Genomic DNA, 17,137 nt, shown 5'->3' on the forward strand with positions numbered 1-17,137 from the left:
TCCCCATGACCCAGCCGATCCGCATCAAGGACCACGAAAAAGACGCCCGTCTGGTGCGTGGCCGCGTCGTGTTCGGGGCCATTGCGGTCGTGGCGCTGATTGGCGTGCTGATTGCGCGCCTGTATTTCCTGCAGGTGATCCAGTACGACTATCACTCGACCCTGTCGGAAAACAACCGCGTCCATGTGCAGCCGATCCCGCCGACCCGCGGGTTGATTTTCGACCGCAATGGCGTGGTGATTGCCGACAACCGTCCCAGCTTCAGTCTGAGCATGACCCGCGAACGTTCGGGGGACTGGCAGCAGGTGCTCGACGTGATCGTCGAGGTGCTGGAGCTGACGCCCGAGGACCGGGTGATCTTCGAGAAACGCATGCGTCAGGGGCGCCGGCCATTCGAGCCGGTACCGATCCTGTTCGAGCTGACTGAAGAACAGATCGCCCGCATCGCCGTCAACCAGTTCCGCCTGCCGGGGGTGGAAGTGGTCGCGCAACTGGTTCGTCACTATCCACAGGGCGCGCACTTTGCGCACTCGGTGGGCTACATGGGGCGGATCAACGAGAAAGAGCTGAAAACCCTCGATCCGGTCAATTACAGCGGCACCCACCACATCGGCAAGACCGGCATCGAGCGGTTCTACGAGCCGGAATTGCACGGCCAGGTGGGTTACGAGGAAGTCGAGACCAACGCCCGGGGCCGCGTGCTGCGGGTGCTCAAGCGCACCGACCCGATACCCGGCAAGGACATCGTCCTGAGCCTGGACATCAAGTTGCAGGAAGCCGCGGAAGCCGCCCTCGGCGGTCGTCGTGGCGCGGTGGTGGCGCTGGACCCGAAAACCGGCGAAGTGCTGGCGATGGTCAGCCAGCCGAGTTTCGACCCGAACCTGTTCGTCACCGGCATCAGCTTCAAGGCCTATTCCGAACTGCGCGATTCCATCGACCGGCCGCTGTTCAACCGCGTGCTGCGCGGTCTGTACCCGCCAGGTTCGACCATCAAGCCCGCCGTGGCGATTGCCGGCCTGGACGCCGGCGTAGTGACCGCCTCGAGCCGCGTGTTCGACCCGGGCTACTACATGCTGCCCAACTACGATCACAAATACCGTAACTGGAACCGCACCGGTGACGGTTTCGTCGACCTCGACACCGCGATCATGCGTTCCAACGACACCTACTTCTACGATCTGGCCCACAAGCTGGGGATCGATCGGTTGTCGGCCTACATGACCAAGTTCGGCATCGGTCAGAAAGTCTCCCTGGACATGTTCGAAGAATCGCCGGGGCTGATGCCGTCCCGCGAGTGGAAGCGCGCGACCCGCCGTCAGGCGTGGTTCCCGGGTGAAACACTGATTCTCGGGATCGGCCAGGGCTACATGCAGTCGACTCCGTTGCAACTGGCCCAGGCCACGGCGCTGGTGGCCAACAAAGGCATCTGGAACCGCCCGCACCTGGCCAAGACCATCGAAGGCGAGAAACCGGTGGATCACAATCCGATGCCGGACATCGTCCTGCGCGACCCGTCCGACTGGACCAAGGTCAACCACGGCATGCAGCAGGTCATGCACGGCGCCCGCGGTACGGCGCGCAAGGCTTCGATCGGTGCGCAATACCGCATCGCCGGCAAGTCCGGTACGGCCCAGGTGGTCGCGATCAAGCAGGGTGAGAAGTACGACCGCTCGAAAGTCCAGGAACGCCATCGCGACCACGCCTTGTTCGTGGGCTTCGCGCCTGCCGACGATCCGGCGATCGTGGTGTCGGTGATGGTCGAGAACGGTGAGTCCGGTTCTGGCGTCGCAGCCCCGGTCGTGCGTCAGGTCATGGACGCCTGGTTGCTGGATCAGAACGGTCGCCTCAAGGCCGAATACGCAAGCCCCAATAGCGCGGAGGCCACCGCCCGTGATGAATAACTTTGATCGCATGCTCTCCAGCGAGGATGTGATGCGCCGCCGCGCGACGCTGCTGCAACGCATGCATATCGATGGTCCGCTGCTGATCCTGCTGCTGACCCTCGCCGCCGGCAGCCTGTTCGTGCTGTATTCGGCCAGTGGCAAGAGCTGGGATCTGCTGGCCAAACAGGCCACTTCCTTTGGCATCGGCCTGGTCTCGATGATCGTCATCGCCCAGTTCGAGCCGCGTTTCATGGCCCGTTGGGTGCCGCTGGGTTACGTGGTAGGCGTGATGCTGCTGCTGGTGGTGGACATCATGGGCCACAACGCCATGGGTGCCACCCGCTGGATCAACATTCCCGGGGTCATCCGCTTCCAGCCCTCGGAATTCATGAAGATCCTGATGCCGGCAACCATTGCCTGGTATCTGTCCAAACGCACCTTGCCGCCGCAACTCAAGCATGTGGGCGTCAGCCTGATGCTGATCGGCATTCCGTTCATCCTGATCGTGCGCCAGCCGGACCTCGGCACCTCGCTGCTGATTCTGGCCGGCGGCGCGTTCGTGCTGTTCATGGGCGGGCTGCGCTGGCGCTGGATTCTCAGCGTGCTCGCCGCCGCCGTGCCCGTGGCCATTGCCATGTGGTTCTTCATCATGCACGACTACCAGAAGCAGCGGATCCTGACGTTCCTCGATCCGGAAAGCGATCCGCTGGGCACCGGCTGGAACATCATCCAGTCCAAGGCGGCCATCGGCTCTGGTGGCGTGTTCGGCAAGGGCTGGCTGCTGGGCACCCAGTCGCACCTGGATTTCCTGCCGGAAAGCCACACCGACTTCATCATTGCGGTCATGGGCGAGGAGTTCGGTCTGGTGGGGATCTGCGCGCTGTTGCTGATCTATCTGTTGCTGATCGGTCGGGGGCTGGTGATTACCGCCCAGGCCCAGACCCTATTCGGCAAGCTGCTGGCCGGCGCCTTGACCATGACGTTCTTTGTTTATGTTTTCGTCAACATCGGCATGGTCAGTGGCCTGTTGCCGGTGGTGGGGGTGCCGTTGCCGTTCATTAGCTACGGAGGAACTTCGCTGGTGACGCTGCTGTCAGCGTTTGGGGTTTTGATGTCGATCCATACCCACCGCAAGTGGATCGCGCAGGTTTGAATAAGGTGAAGAGTTCAATGCAGGTAATGCGTGGCTGGGCGACTCGATATGCGCCGTGGGTCGGTCTGGTAAGCATCCTAGGCAGCGCGCAGGAAGCGTTGGCCGGCGATTACGAAGGTTCGCCCCAGGTGGCCGAGTTCGTGGGTGAAATGACCCGCGACTACGGTTTCGCCGGCGAACAACTGATGGGCGTGTTCCGCGAAGTCGAGCGCAAACAGTCGATTCTGGATGCGATTTCCAAGCCCGCCGAGCGGGTCAAGCAGTGGAACGAATATCGCCCGATGTTCATCACCGACGCGCGCATCGCCCGCGGTGTGGATTTCTGGCGTCAGCACGAAGCGGTGCTGGCCCGTGCCGAGCAGGAATATGGCGTGCCGGCGCAGGTAATTGTCTCGATCATTGGCGTTGAGACCTTTTTCGGTCGCAATACCGGCAACTTCCGCGTCATCGATGCCTTGTCGACCCTGGGTTTCGACTATCCTCCCCGTGCCGAATTCTTCCGCAAGGAGTTGCGCGAGTTCCTGTTGCTGGCCCGGGAAGAGCAGGTTGATCCGCTGACGCTCAAGGGTTCCTACGCCGGCGCCATGGGCCTGCCGCAGTTCATGCCCAGCAGCTTTCGCGCCTACGCTGTGGATTTCGACGGTGACGGCCACATCAATATCTGGAACAACCCGGATGACGCGATCGGGAGTGTTGCCAGTTACTTCAAACGTCACGGTTGGGTCGCCGGTGAGCCGGTGGTCAGTCGCGCCGATGTACGCGGCGATCAGGTGGACGAGGGTTTGACCACCGGCATCGAGCCCACCAAAACCGTTGGAGAGTTGCGGGCGCTGGGCTGGTCAAGTCATGATGCGCTGCGCGATGATATGCCGGTTACCGCTTTTCGCCTGGAAGGCGACAATGGCCCCGAATACTGGATGGGCCTGAAGAATTTTTACGCAATCACGCGTTATAACCGCAGCGTGATGTACGCCATGGCCGTACATCAACTGTCTGAACAGCTGGTCCAAGCACGGGGCGTCAAGTAATGCGGGCATTGCCTATGAGTAAACCCCTGAAGCTGATGGCATTTGCCACGTTGGCAGTGCTGGTCGCCAGTTGTTCGACCAGTCGTTCGCCGACGCAGAAATCCTCCACCGCCGTGCGTTCCGCGCCGGGGCTGGACATCAATCGCGCCCACAAGGATGGCGCGCCCTGGTGGGACGTCGACGTCTCGCGCATCCCGGATGCCACGCCGACCCTGCACACCGGTCCCTACAAGGCCAACCCCTACACCGTGCTGGGCAAGACCTATTTCCCGATGCAGGAATCCAAGTCCTACGTGGCTTCGGGCACGGCGTCCTGGTACGGCACCAAGTTCCATGGTCAGAACACCGCCAACGGTGAGGTCTATGACTTGTACGGCATGAGTGCCGCCCACAAGACCCTGCCACTGCCGAGTTACGTGCGGGTGACCAACCTGGACAACAACAAGAGCGTGATCCTGCGGGTCAACGACCGCGGGCCGTTCTACTCCGACCGGATCATCGACCTGTCCTATGCCGCCGCCAAAAAGCTCGGTTATGCCGAAATCGGCACCGCGCGGGTCAAGGTCGAAGGCATCGATCCACAACAATGGTGGGCCGCCAAAGGCCGTCCGGCGCCTTTAATGCTCAACGAGCCGCAAGTCGCGCAGAATAGCGCGCCGGTGATCACGGCTTCGGCCGGCAGCGTCGAGCAATGGACGCCACCGCCGCAGCAACATGCCGCCGCCGTTGTACCAGTACAACTTGCGGACGCAAAAAAAAACGCTTCTGCACAAGCCTCTGGCCAGTATCTGCAGGTGGGCGCGTTCGCCAACCCGGACGCTGCAGAACTCCTGAGGTCGAAACTCAGCGGGATGGTGAGCGCTCCGGTGTTCATCAGTTCGATCGTGCGCAACCAGCAGACGCTGCATCGGGTGCGCCTGGGGCCGATCGGTTCGCCGGGTGAAATCCAGCAAGTGCAGAACAGCGTGCGCCTGGCCAACCTTGGTTCGCCAAGTGTGGTCACCGAGTAAAACGTAGGACTTGATTGACGGTTCATCCGCGGTTTGCGAGATGGACCAGGTTGTTGGCTCGTCGAAGAACAAAAGCCCGGCAAAGGGTGACTTGGAGTGAGCAACTGAACACGCGATGGCCCGATTAGAAGGCCATCTGATTAGTTTTGCCCCAGGGCAAGTTTCCATTAGCGATTTCGAGAGACGGATGAACATCACCACCTTTGCCAAACGCCTGTGCCTTCTAGTCCCGCTGCTCCTCTCACCTGCCGCGTTCGCGGCCGAGATGATGCCGTCGCCACCGCAACTGGCCGCCAAGGCCTATGTGCTCATGGACGCCAGCAGCGGCAACGTTCTGGTCGAGAACAATGGTGACCAGCGTCTGCCACCAGCCAGCCTGACCAAGCTGATGACCGCGTACATCGCGACGCTGGAAATCCGTCGTGGTCAGATCGGCGAGAACGATCCGGTGACCGTCAGCGAAAACGCCTGGCGTACCGGCGGTTCGCGGATGTTCATCAAGGTCGGCTCCCAGGTGACCGTCAGCGACCTGCTGCACGGCATCATCATCCAATCGGGCAACGACGCCAGCGTTGCGCTGTCCGAGCACATCGCCGGCAGCGAAGACGCGTTCGCCGACCTGATGAACAAGACTGTCGCCGACCTGGGCATGACCAACAGCCACTTCATGAACCCGACCGGCCTGCCGAACCCTGAGCACTACTCGTCGGCTCACGACATGGCGGTGCTGGCTCGCGCGATCATCCATGAAGACCCGGCTCACTACGCGATCTACTCGCAGAAAGAGTTCTTCTGGAACGGCATCAAGCAACCCAACCGCAACCTGCTGCTGTGGCGTGACAAGACCGTCGACGGTCTGAAAACCGGTCACACCGAAGAAGCCGGCTACTGCATGGTGTCCTCGGCCGTACGTGACGGCATGCGGCTGATCGCCGTGGTCTTCGGTACCAACAGCGAAGTGGCCCGTGCCGCTGAAACCCAGAAACTGCTGACTTACGGCTTCCGTTTCTTCGAAACCCAGACCTTCTATCAGAAAGGCACCGAGCTGGCTCAGGCCCCTGTGTGGAAGGGCGCTACCAGCCAGGTCAAAGCCGGTCTGGCTGAAGACCTGACCATGACCCTGCCGAAGGGCCAGCTGAAAAAGCTCGCCGCCAGCATGACCATGAACCCGCAACTGGTTGCGCCAATCGCCAAGGGCGACGTGATCGGCAAAGTCGAAGTCAAACTGGACGACAAGGTAGTGCACAGCGCCGATCTGATCGCTCTGGACGGCGTCGAAGAGGGTGGTATCTTCCGTCGCATGTGGGATAGCATCCGTCTATTCTTCTACGGCTTGTTCAACTGATAGTGTGCACCTGCAAAGCCCCGCGCTCATCCGGCGCGGGGCTTTGCCCGTCGCCACGGCTTACGCTTACGAGGCCGTTACGCCATGACCGATACAGATGTAAAGGCTCCCAAGATCGAATTCCCGGCCAACGATTACCCGGTTAAGGTGATCAGCGACACGGGTGTGGGCAACAAGGACAAGATCATCGACATCGTCCGCAAACACGCAAAGATCAATGATGAGCGCGTGGACGAGCGTCAAAGCAGCAACGGCAAGTACACCACGATTCAGTTGCACATCGTCGCCACCGATCAGGACCAGCTGTACAACATCAACAGCGAACTGCGGGCTACCGGCTTCGTGCACATGGTGCTGTGATGTCCGCGACATTGGGCTTTCGCGAGCTCGGTCAGATGGCTTACGAGCCGGTCTGGCATGCCATGCAACGCTTTACCAACGAACGCGGCAGTGATGCCGCCGACGAGATCTGGCTGGTCGAACACCCGCCGGTTTTCACCCAGGGCCAGGCCGGCAAGGCCGAGCATCTGTTACTGCCGGGCGATATTCCGGTGGTGCAGGTCGATCGTGGCGGCCAGGTGACGTATCACGGCCCCGGGCAACTGGTGGTCTACCTGTTGCTGGATGTGCGCAAGCTGGGTTTCGGCGTGCGTGATCTGGTGACTCGCATGGAATCGTGCCTGATCGAGCTGCTCGCCAGTTATGGCGTGACGGCCGCGGCCAAGCCCGATGCGCCGGGTGTCTATGTCGACGGAGCGAAAATCGCGTCTCTGGGTCTGCGGATCCGCCATGGTTGTTCCTTTCACGGCCTGGCCCTGAACGTGGACATGAACCTGGAACCGTTTCGACGGATTAATCCCTGCGGCTACGCCGGGCTGGCGATGACCCAGCTGAGCGATCACGCAGGATCGATTGAATTTGCCGAGGTAAGTGCCCGGCTGCGTGCGCAGCTCGTCAAACACCTCGACTATGCTGAGCAGACGACCCTCACGGGCGGAATCGACTGATATGACTACTGATGCAGTGCAAACCATGATCCCGACGCTCGACGTTTCCGAGCGCCCGGCCCCGCGTCCCAAGGTTGAAGCCGGCGTCAAGCTGCGCGGCGCCGAGAAGGTTGCACGCATTCCGGTAAAGATCATTCCGACCACCGAACTGCCGAAGAAGCCTGACTGGATTCGCGTGCGCATCCCGGTGTCGCCGGAAGTCGACCGCATCAAATCCCTGCTGCGCAAACACAAGCTGCACAGCGTGTGCGAAGAAGCGTCCTGCCCGAACCTGGGCGAGTGCTTCTCCGGCGGCACCGCGACCTTCATGATCATGGGTGACATCTGCACCCGTCGCTGCCCGTTCTGCGACGTTGGCCACGGTCGTCCGAAGCCGCTGGACGTCAACGAGCCGGAAAGCCTGGCCATCGCCATCGCTGACCTGCGCCTGAAGTACGTGGTGATCACCTCGGTGGACCGCGACGACCTGCGCGACGGCGGTGCCCAGCACTTCGCCGACTGCATCCGTGAAATCCGCAAGCTGTCGCCGAACGTGCAGCTCGAAACCCTGGTGCCGGACTACCGCGGCCGCATGGACATCGCGCTGGAAATCACCGCGGCCGAGCCGCCGGATGTGTTCAACCACAACCTGGAAACCGTGCCGCGCTTGTACAAGGCTGCGCGTCCGGGTTCGGACTACCAGTGGTCGCTGACCCTGCTGCAACGCTTCAAGCAGATGATGCCGCACATTCCGACCAAATCCGGCTTGATGTTGGGTCTGGGCGAGACCGACGACGAAGTGATCGAAGTCATGAAGCGCATGCGCGAACACGACATCGATATGCTGACCCTGGGCCAGTACCTGCAACCGTCCCGCAGCCACTTGCCGGTGCAGCGTTTCGTGCACCCGGACACCTTCGCCTGGTTCGCCGAGGAAGGTTACAAAATGGGCTTCAAGAACGTCGCTTCCGGTCCGCTGGTACGTTCCTCGTACCACGCTGACGAACAGGCGAAGCTGGTCAAGGCCGAGCTGATTTCGTCCTGATAGCCGGGTCGTATTGAAAAAGCCCGCAAGGCTTTGAGTCTTGCGGGCTTTTTTTCGGCTGGCCTAAAGTGATGAAGCTTCTTCTGTTTGTCCTCGTTCCTGACTACTGTGTTGATGTTTTACCCAGGGAGATTCATGGTGACCGCTAGACCTGTCCACACCCTTCGTCCTCACTCACCCGTCCCGGCACTGCCGTCGCAAGGGCTGATCGGCGTCATCGCGCCCGCAGGCCCGGCCCCGCTGGACACCGACAAAGCCGTGCAATGGATGCGCGCCCGCGGTTATTCGCTGAAGATTTTTCCGGGTGTCTACGAGAAGGATGGCTACCTGGCCGGCAGTGACGAGGTGCGCCTCAATGATCTGCACGCGGCGTTCGCCGACAACGAGGTCGACGCCATCATCTGCCTTCGCGGTGGCTATGGCACTCCACGCTTGCTCGATCGCCTCGACTTCGAACTGCTGCGCAACAACGCCAAGCCCTTCATCGGCTACAGCGACATCACCGCGCTGCATCTGGCGATCAGTCGATACTCAGGCTTTGTGACATTCCATGGCCCGCTGCTCAATGCCGATTTGCTGGGTGACAAGCGCAAGCCCACCGAGTCATCGTTTTTCAACATGCTGCGCGGGCAGGTGAAGGCGGGCAGTGTGCTGGCCCACCCTGAGGCCTATCCCTTGACGACCATCGAGCCAGGCATCGCCCACGGGCGCTTGCTGGGGGGCAATCTGTCGATGATCGCGGCGACCATGGGCACGCCTTACGAGATCGATGCCGAAGGCGTCATCCTGTTGATCGAGGACATCAACGAGCCGCTGTACCGCGTCGACCGACTGCTGACCCATCTGCGTCTGGCGGGCACTCTCGGCAAGCTGCGCGGGGTTCTGGTGGGGGATGTAGCGGGTGTGGAGGTGCCGGCGCTGGAGCGGTTACTCAAGCAGACATTCGAACCGTTGCGGATCCCGGTGTTGTCTGGATGGCGCAGCGGGCATTGCGATCCGAACTTGACGTTGCCGATGGGGGCGCTGGTCAGGCTGGATGTCGGGAAGCAGGAATTGGTGTTGGAGCAGGATGTGGTCGTCAGCGTCAGATAGTACGTCTTCGCGGACAAGCCTCGCTCCTGCAGGTGCTCATCGACCTGTAGGAGCGAGGCTTGCCCGCGAAGCTTTTTAGCGGTTACGCAAACCTTCCAGCAACTTGTGCGTCGGATACCCATCCGCCGGCCAGCCAAACGACTGCTGCGCGCTGCGGATCGCCTTTCGGGTGTTGGCGCCGATGATTCCGTCCGCGGTGCCCGCGTCGTAATTCTGGGCACTCAGCAGGCTTTGCAGTTCCATTCGCTCGGTACGGCTCAACGGCAAGTCATCCTTCGGCCAGGTGCCGCTGATCAGACCCGCACCATGGAAGCGCTGAGACAACAGGCCGACGCCCAGCGCGTAGGACGACGAATTGTTGTACTTGAGGATGGCCCGGAAGTTGTCGAGCACCAGGAACGCCGGGCCACGATAGCCGGCCGGCAGCAGCAGAGCCGCGGACAGTTGCTCCGAGCCTGGCGGAACCTGGCCGCCATTGGGCGGGATTACACCCAGCTGGCGCCATTCGGCGACGCTTTTGCGAATCGTGCCGTCGGCCAGCAAATAGTTGAAGCCGCCCGGCAATTGCACTTCAAAGCCCCACGGCTGGCCTCTCTGCCAGCCGGAGCTTTGCAGGTAGTGCGCGGTCGAGGCCAGGGCATCGGCGGAGCTGCCCCAGATGTCGCGGCGACCATCGCCATCGAAGTCCACGGCGTGGGTGTTGTAGGTGGTCGGGATGAACTGGGTCTGGCCCATGGCGCCGGCCCAGGAACCGAGCATCTTCTCGGGTTCGATATCACCCTGTTGCAAAATCTGCAGCGCGGCGATCAATTGCGCGTGGGCAAAGCCCGGGCGGCGGCCTTCGTAGGCCAGGGTCGCCAGCGAGTTGATCACTGATTTGTTGCCCTGGAACTGGCCGAAATTGCTTTCCATGCCCCACACGGCGACCAGGGCTTCACGGTCAACGCCGTAGCGCTGTTCGATGCTCTGCAGGATGCCATCGTACTGGCTGAGCAGCGACTGACCCTTGCGAATCCGCAACGGTGAAAGCGCGCCATCGAGGTACTCCCACACCGGGCGGGTGAACTCGGGCTGGCTGCGATCGGCACGGATCACGCTGGGGTCGAAGCTGACGTTGGCGAAGGCGCGGTCGAACAGATCGGCGCGAATCCCGGCGGCCAGGGCGTCCTTGCGGAAACCTGCCTGCCATTCGGCGAAAGTCTGGGTCGGCTGGATATCGAGGTTTTCACCGCTCGGAACCACGGGTGCAACGATGGCCGGAGCAGTGGCCAGAGCAGGCGTCTGAAGCTGCTGTGCGTCGGCGGCGGTCGGTTTTTCCGCACAGGCGACTAGCAAAATGAGGCTGGAGGCAGCGATCAATTGGCGAAGGTGCCAACGACGGGAAAGACTAAGGGGCATGCACGGGTCCAGGGAATTCGAATCAGGTGCAGACCTTAACATGTTGAGCGGATGCTTGCCGTTTCAGGCCGCCAGAAAGTAAAAAGCCTCCCGGTTATCAGACCGGAAGGCTTCGCGACGGTAGCTGCCTTTGCCCTTGCCGGGGCGTTCCTGGCGGCTACGGAACAGTGGCTGGGCGATGATGGATTTGGCCTTGTTGGGGCCATGCTTTGCTGGCTTTTTGCTCATGATGGATGCTCGCGAGTGGGTGTTTTTTGCGCGGCAAATATTCGGCCGAAATGGGACGGATGTCCATAGTGCAAATGCAGGCGTGATTTGTAGGAAAAAGACCGCGGAACGCTTATTCGGCAGGCAACGGCAGCCGCTGACCGGCCATCAACAGCGTCAAGCGACTCAGGCTCATCCACGGCGAGCCCGCCGCCTGGCCCTTGATTTGCGCGTCGATACGCTGCGCTTCGAGCAGCAACTGCGCCCAGCGTGGAGCTGAATAGCGTTGCAGGGCCTTGCTCATCAGCGGTTTGCGCTTGTCCCACACCGGTGGCCTGGCCTGGCTGAATGCCTTGTCCAGCGGCGTGCCCTGGCTGTATTGCAGGGCAATGTTGGCCAGCAGGCGCAATTCCCGAGACAGGGCCCAGAGAATCACCGGTGGCTCGACGCCTTCGCCCCGCAAGCCTTCGAGCATGCGCAGGGCATGGGACGCCTCGCCGTTGAGAATCGCATCGGTCAGCCCGAAGACATCGAAGCGCGCGCTGTCGGCGACCGCCGCCTGCACGGTTTCGATGGTGATCTGACCGCCTTCGGCCATCAACTTGAGCTTTTCGATCTCTTGGGCGGCGGCCAGCAGGTTGCCTTCGACCCGCGCAGCGATCAGTTCGACCGCGTCCTGGCTGGCGGACAGTCCGGCCTGGGACAGACGCTGACGGATCCAGCTCGGCAACTGGCTGGCATCCACCGGCCATATCTGCACGAACTGGGTCTGCTGGCCTTCGACCAGCGCCTTGCCCCACTTGGTTTTCTGCGCACTGCCGTCGAGTTTCGGCAGGCTGATCAGCAGTACCGTGTCTTCGGCCGGGCGCGAGCAGTATTCGATGAGCGCGGCAGCGCCCTTGTCACCGGGCTTGCCGGAGGGCAGGCGCAGTTCCAGCAGGCGCTTTTCGGCGAACAGCGACATGCTGGCCCCGGCGAGCAACAGCGTTCCCCAGTCGAAATTGGCGTCGGCGGCAAACACCTGGCGTTCATCGAAGCCCTGCTGACGAGCGGCGGAGCGGATGGCGTCAGCGGCCTCCTGGCACAGCAGTGGATCATCGCCACTGATGACGTAGACCGGCGCGAGGCTGCCTTGCAGGTGCTTGGCGAGTTGGGCGGGAGCGAGCTTCATAAGAGAGGGCGAACGGGGCGCCTGAGCGCCCCGTAAGTCTTACTGCTGCGGGATTTCGATAGGCGACTGACGCGGGGTTTCCGCTTCAGCCTTCTGCGCCGCTTCCAGTGCCGCGGCTTCTGCCTTGGCGCGGGCTTCGGCGGTCTGCTGCAACTGTTGCAACTGGGTCGGCGTGATCTGCTGCAGGCGCAGCATCATGCGTTGTACCAGTTCACGACGCATTTCCTTGCGGGCGTCGGCGGCTTCCTGGTCGGAGCCCACCAGGTTGTTGCCGTCGTGGATGAAGACCTTTTCCACTTCGAGCTTGTCATTGATCAACGACAGGTTGCCCTGGCTGAGGATGCTGTAGTTGAGCGTGGTGTTCAGTTGATATTCGCCGGTACGACCAGCCCCTGCATAGCTGAGGATGCGCTGGGTTTCCTGCTCGTCCGTCAGCACCAGCTTGTAGGGTGCGCCGGTGTAGACCTTGACGCCGCTGCTATCGAGTACCTGACGCAGTTGCGTCACGGTTTCGCCATAGGAGTTGCGCGCGCTGACGTCGAGTTCCTTGATCGCCAGTTCGGTGGTGCCGGTGCCGCGCAGCTGGAAACCGCAGGCGCTCAGCAGGACTGCGAGGCCCATCACCAGCAAGTTGCGTTTGATCATTGTGTTGCTCCCCTTGAAACCATGTGGGCCGTTCAAGCGGCCCGAAAGGTTTTACTCGGCGCCGGGCATGACCCGGCGCCTGATCCAATTAGCTGGCGACGATGTTGACCAGTTTGCCCGGTACCACGATCACTTTGCGAATCGTCAGACCGTCGACGAAACGCAGCACGTTTTCGTTGGCGCGGGCGGCGGCTTCGATTTCTTCGCGGGTGGCGCTGGCAGGCATGTCGATCTGACCGCGCAGCTTGCCGTTCACCTGGATGACCAGTTGCAGGCTGTCCTGCACCAGGGCGCTGTCGTCGACGGCCGGCCAGGCGGCGTCGATCACGGCACCTGCATGGCCCAGGCGATGCCACAGTTCATGGCTGATGTGCGGGGTGATCGGCGCCAGCAGCAGGGTCACGGCTTCCAGGCCTTCCTGAACCAAAGCGCGATCCTGCTCGGTCGCTTGCGCGGCTTTTTCCAGCACGTTCATCAGCGTCATCACCTGGGCGATGGCGGTGTTGAATTTGTGGTTCTGGCCGACGTCGTGGCTGGCCTGCTTGATGGCCAGGTGGATCGAACGGCGAATGGCTTTCTGCTCGTCGGAAAGGCTCGCGACGTCCAGTTTGCCCGGCAGGCCCTGGGTGACGTGGGCCTGGGCCAGACGCCAGACGCGCTTGAGGAAGCGGTGCGAACCTTCAACGCCGGAGTCGGACCATTCGGCGCTCATGTCAGGCGGCGAGGCGAACATCATGAACAGGCGGCAGGTGTCCGCGCCGAACTGGTCGATCATCGACTGTGGGTCGACGCCGTTGTTCTTCGACTTGGCCATCTTTTCGGTGCCGCCGATTTCCACCGGCAAGCCGTCGGCTTTCAGCTTGGCGCTGATGACCTTGGCCTTGCTGTCGCGCTCGAGTTCGACGTCCGCCGGGTTGAACCAGGTGTAGGCGCCGTTGGCTTCGCGACGGTAGTAAGTCTCGGCGACCACCATGCCCTGGGTCAGCAGGTTCTTGAATGGCTCGTTGGAGCTCACCAGCCCTTCGTCGCGCATCAGCTTGTGGAAGAAGCGCGCGTAGAGCAGGTGGAGAATGGCGTGTTCGATACCGCCGATGTACTGATCCACCGGCAGCCAGTGGTCGGCCGCGGCTTTTTCCACCAGGCCGCCCTCGTACTTCGGCGAGGCATAGCGGGCGTAATACCACGAGGACTCGACGAAGGTGTCCATGGTGTCGGTTTCACGCTTGGCAGGCTGGCCGCATTTCGGGCAGGTGCACTCGTAGAACTCGGGCATGCGCGCCAGCGGCGAGCCGGCGCCGTCCGGCACCACGTCTTCCGGCAGCACGACTGGCAATTGATCTTCCGGCACCGGCACGTCGCCACAGCTGGCGCAGTGGATGATCGGGATCGGGCAGCCCCAGTAACGCTGGCGGCTGATGCCCCAGTCGCGCAGGCGGAACTGGGTGCGCGAGGCGCCGAGGTTTTTCTTGATCAGGGCGACTTCGATGGCGTCGAAGGCGCCGGCGAAGTCCAGGCCGTCGAATTCGCCGGAGTTGATCAGCGTGCCGTGCTCGCCGTAAGCCTCCTGCCACGGGGCAGGGTTGGTCTCGCCGGAGCTGGTACGCACCACGGATTTGACCGGCAGGTTGTACTTGTGGGCGAATTCGAAATCGCGCTCGTCGTGGGCCGGTACAGCCATTACCGCGCCGTCGCCGTAATGCATCAGCACGTAGTTGGCGACCCAGACCGGCAGTTTTTCGCCAGTCAGCGGGTGCTCGACGAACAGGCCGGTCGGCAGGCCTCTTTTCTCCTGGGTGGCGACGTCGGCTTCGGCGACGCTGCCGCTCTTGCATTCGGCGATGAACGCTTGCAGCTCGGGATTGTTCTGCGCCGCCAGGGTGGCCAGGTGGTGCTCGGCGGCCACGGCGACATAGGTCGCGCCCATCAGGGTATCCGGACGGGTGGTGAAGACTTTCAGGGTGCCGCTTTCGCCGATGGAGTCGACGTTATACGGGAACTGCACTTCCATGCCGCGGGACTTGCCGATCCAGTTGCGCTGCATGGTCTTGACCTGTTCAGGCCAGCCATCCAGTTCGTCGAGGCTCTCCAGCAGCTCATCCGCGTAGGCGGTGATCTTGAAGTAGTACATCGGGATTTCGCGCTTCTCGATCAGCGCGCCGGAACGCCAGCCGCGACCGTCGATCACCTGCTCGTTGGCCAGTACGGTCTGGTCGATCGGGTCCCAGTTCACGGTGCCGTTCTTGCGGTAGATCACACCCTTTTCGAACAGGCGGGTGAACAGCCATTGTTCCCAGCGGTAGTAATCGGGCTTGCAGGTGGTCACTTCGCGGGACCAGTCCACCGCCAGGCCCAGGCTGCGCAGCTGGGATTTCATGTAGGCGATGTTTTCGTAGGTCCACTTGGCGGGCGCCACGTTGTTCTTCATCGCGGCGTTTTCCGCCGGCATGCCGAAGGCGTCCCAACCCATGGGTTGCAGGACGTTCTTGCCTTGCATGCGCTGGTAGCGGGAGATCACGTCGCCGATGGTGTAGTTGCGCACGTGCCCCATGTGTAGCTTGCCGCTGGGGTAAGGGAACATCGACAGGCAGTAGTAGGTTTCCTTGCCTGGCTGTTCACTGACTTCAAAGGACTTTTGCTCGTCCCAGAACGACTGGGCGGCGGCTTCGATTTCACGGGGCTGATATTGTTCGTGCATGGCTACTTTTGAACTGAATAGGGGTGGCCCAATCCTCTTCAATGCAACGCTGGACGGTGAAGGCGCCGATACGGCGATTTCGATGTCCAGCCGAGCTGGAAGTGGAGTTACAGGAAGCGCCGTAGCATACATGACCGCACTCTGCCGAGGGAAACCCTGATTGCTGCCGCGCGTCTTGCCAAAACCGCTGCGAGGGCCGTTGGTCGCGGCGTTCAGCCGGTTTGTGCATGGAAGCTAAGCTCTTATTTGGGGAGTAGGTCTTATCTTCCAATGAGGTGAGGGATGGTTGAGTCACAGCAAAAAGCTACAAAACCGGAGCTGTACGAAAGACTGATCGATCGTCTGGGCCTGGCGCTGGAAGCAGCAAAAACCGCCAGCCGGCTGCGTGATGAACGTCCGCTTGAACTGGAGCTGCGCGGCTTGAGCCCCGCAGAGTTCGCTCTGGTCAAGGCGTACCTGGATCGCAGCGAACGTGAGACGCACGGATGCCTGTCAGAAGCCGTGAAACAACTCGACGCACCACGTTCTGCCAAGGTCATCTGGCTCAAGGACAAAGTACCCGGTAGAGACGCGGTAAAGGTCCGGTCTCTGAAGTTCAAGTAGGCGCAAAGCCATGTCCAGTGGTTTTTTGCAGCGCAGTCCTTCCGTATTTATTGTCGCATTGCGTCAACCCACTTAGGCTTCGGGCATCTTCATGGAGATGCTCGATGCCTTTTCGTTATTTCGTCAAACACCTTCTGATGCCGCCCGGCATTCTCATCCTGTTGCTGATCCTCGCCTGGTGGCTGCGTCGCTCAAGACCGCGGCTTGCAGGTTTTTGCTTTGCCGTGGGGCTGGGCGGGTTCTGGTTGATGAGCCTGCCGGCGGTGGTGCAATGGGGCGCGGAACTGCTTGAGCGTGAGCCACCGCTGGCTCGCGACGAATGGGCGACCCTGGGGCAACGTGCCGATGCCATCGTGGTGCTGGGGTCAGGGCGTGAACGCGGTGATCTGGCCTGGGACACTGACCAGCCCACCGGTGTGGGCCTGGAGCGCCAGCGTTATGCGGCGCGGTTGGCCAAGGCCTCGGGCTTGCCGGTGTTGACCAGCGGCGGGCTGCATTACGGTGCGCCGCCGAGCGAGGCGCAGATGATGGCCGACTCCCTGCGTGACGATTTCGGCGTGGCGGTGCGTTGGCAGGAAGGGCAGAGTCGCACCACCTGGGAAAACGCGCAAATGACCGCGCAGGTTTTGTTGCCCGAAGGGGTCAAGCGCGTGGTGGTCGTGACGACGGCCGCGCATATGCCGCGAGCGGTCTGGAGTTTCAGGAAGGCCGGGTTTGAGGTAGTGCCGGCACCGGTCGGGTTTCTGGGCCAGGACAACAGCGAAGTGTTCGGCGGCTGGATGCCGGAGTTCAAGGCGATCTGGCGCAGCGGACAGCTGATGAACGAGGCGGTGGGGCAGGTGGGGTATTGGCTTTTTTACCGTTGAGGATCAAAAG

Annotated in this window: 16 protein-coding genes; 11 read left to right on the forward strand and 5 right to left on the reverse strand. The window is 61.7% G+C overall.

What is annotated here, in order from left to right:
* The first annotated feature begins 5 nt into the window (after positions 1 to 5).
* The 9 genes from mrdA (at position 6) to HNO86_RS12015 (ending at position 9,542) form a co-directional block, all read left to right on the forward strand.
* Positions 6 to 1,901: a penicillin-binding protein 2 gene (gene mrdA / locus HNO86_RS11975; protein ID WP_175377164.1), complete on the forward strand. Its 1,896-nt coding sequence runs from the start codon at positions 6 to 8 to the stop codon at positions 1,899 to 1,901.
* A gap of 31 nt (positions 1,902 to 1,932) precedes the next feature.
* Complete coding sequence (gene rodA, locus HNO86_RS11980; RefSeq protein ID WP_175377199.1) at positions 1,933 to 3,036, forward strand: rod shape-determining protein RodA; 1,104 nt, start codon at positions 1,933 to 1,935, stop codon at positions 3,034 to 3,036.
* Positions 3,037 to 3,053: 17 nt separating this feature from the next.
* Positions 3,054 to 4,064, forward strand: coding sequence for a lytic murein transglycosylase B (gene mltB, locus HNO86_RS11985; RefSeq protein WP_175377165.1), 1,011 nt, complete (start codon positions 3,054 to 3,056; stop codon positions 4,062 to 4,064).
* Entirely contained in the window at positions 4,064 to 5,074 is a 1,011-nt protein-coding gene (locus HNO86_RS11990) for a septal ring lytic transglycosylase RlpA family protein (protein ID WP_175377166.1), read from the forward strand. Before mltB ends, HNO86_RS11990 begins: the two co-directional genes overlap by 1 nt.
* A gap of 187 nt (positions 5,075 to 5,261) precedes the next feature.
* Positions 5,262 to 6,419, forward strand: coding sequence for a D-alanyl-D-alanine carboxypeptidase family protein (locus HNO86_RS11995; protein ID WP_175377167.1), 1,158 nt, complete (start codon positions 5,262 to 5,264; stop codon positions 6,417 to 6,419).
* Positions 6,420 to 6,503: 84 nt separating this feature from the next.
* Complete coding sequence (locus HNO86_RS12000; RefSeq protein WP_175377168.1) at positions 6,504 to 6,779, forward strand: DUF493 domain-containing protein; 276 nt, start codon at positions 6,504 to 6,506, stop codon at positions 6,777 to 6,779.
* On the forward strand, positions 6,779 to 7,426 hold the full coding sequence (gene lipB / locus HNO86_RS12005; protein ID WP_175377169.1) for a lipoyl(octanoyl) transferase LipB: 648 nt from the start codon (positions 6,779 to 6,781) through the stop codon (positions 7,424 to 7,426). The genes HNO86_RS12000 and lipB overlap by 1 nt, the downstream gene beginning before the upstream one ends.
* 25 nt (positions 7,427 to 7,451) lie before the next feature.
* Positions 7,452 to 8,450, forward strand: a complete 999-nt coding sequence (lipA, locus tag HNO86_RS12010; RefSeq protein WP_175377200.1) for a lipoyl synthase — start codon at positions 7,452 to 7,454, stop codon at positions 8,448 to 8,450.
* Positions 8,451 to 8,588: 138 nt separating this feature from the next.
* Entirely contained in the window at positions 8,589 to 9,542 is a 954-nt protein-coding gene (locus tag HNO86_RS12015; RefSeq protein ID WP_175377170.1) for an LD-carboxypeptidase, read from the forward strand.
* 75 nt (positions 9,543 to 9,617) lie between these two features.
* On the opposite strand, the gene HNO86_RS12020 is transcribed toward HNO86_RS12015, so the two are convergent.
* The 5 genes from HNO86_RS12020 to leuS form a co-directional block, all read right to left on the reverse strand.
* A complete protein-coding gene (locus HNO86_RS12020) occupies positions 9,618 to 10,940 on the reverse strand; it encodes a lytic murein transglycosylase (RefSeq protein WP_175377171.1) in 1,323 nt (440 codons plus the stop codon).
* A gap of 63 nt (positions 10,941 to 11,003) precedes the next feature.
* The gene (gene arfA, locus HNO86_RS12025) at positions 11,004 to 11,168 is read right to left on the reverse strand and encodes an alternative ribosome rescue factor ArfA (RefSeq protein WP_175377172.1); all 165 of its coding nucleotides are present in this window, start codon (positions 11,166 to 11,168) and stop codon (positions 11,004 to 11,006) included.
* Positions 11,169 to 11,280: 112 nt separating this feature from the next.
* Positions 11,281 to 12,318, reverse strand: coding sequence for a DNA polymerase III subunit delta (gene holA, locus HNO86_RS12030; RefSeq protein ID WP_175377173.1), 1,038 nt, complete (start codon positions 12,316 to 12,318; stop codon positions 11,281 to 11,283).
* Between the two features lie 39 nt (positions 12,319 to 12,357).
* A complete protein-coding gene (lptE, locus tag HNO86_RS12035) occupies positions 12,358 to 12,963 on the reverse strand; it encodes an LPS assembly lipoprotein LptE (protein WP_175377174.1) in 606 nt (201 codons plus the stop codon).
* Between the two features lie 88 nt (positions 12,964 to 13,051).
* Complete coding sequence (leuS, locus tag HNO86_RS12040) at positions 13,052 to 15,658, reverse strand: leucine--tRNA ligase (protein ID WP_175377175.1); 2,607 nt, start codon at positions 15,656 to 15,658, stop codon at positions 13,052 to 13,054.
* Positions 15,659 to 15,940: 282 nt separating this feature from the next.
* On the opposite strand from leuS, the gene HNO86_RS12045 reads away from it, so the two are divergent.
* Entirely contained in the window at positions 15,941 to 16,261 is a 321-nt protein-coding gene (locus tag HNO86_RS12045; protein WP_175377176.1) for a hypothetical protein, read from the forward strand.
* A gap of 104 nt (positions 16,262 to 16,365) precedes the next feature.
* Positions 16,366 to 17,127, forward strand: coding sequence for a YdcF family protein (locus tag HNO86_RS12050; RefSeq protein ID WP_175377177.1), 762 nt, complete (start codon positions 16,366 to 16,368; stop codon positions 17,125 to 17,127).
* The last annotated feature ends 10 nt before the right edge of the window (positions 17,128 to 17,137 follow it).

This window comes from Pseudomonas sp. C1C7 (assembly GCF_013359595.1).
In the GTDB taxonomy this organism is placed as follows: Bacteria; Pseudomonadota; Gammaproteobacteria; order Pseudomonadales; family Pseudomonadaceae; genus Aquipseudomonas.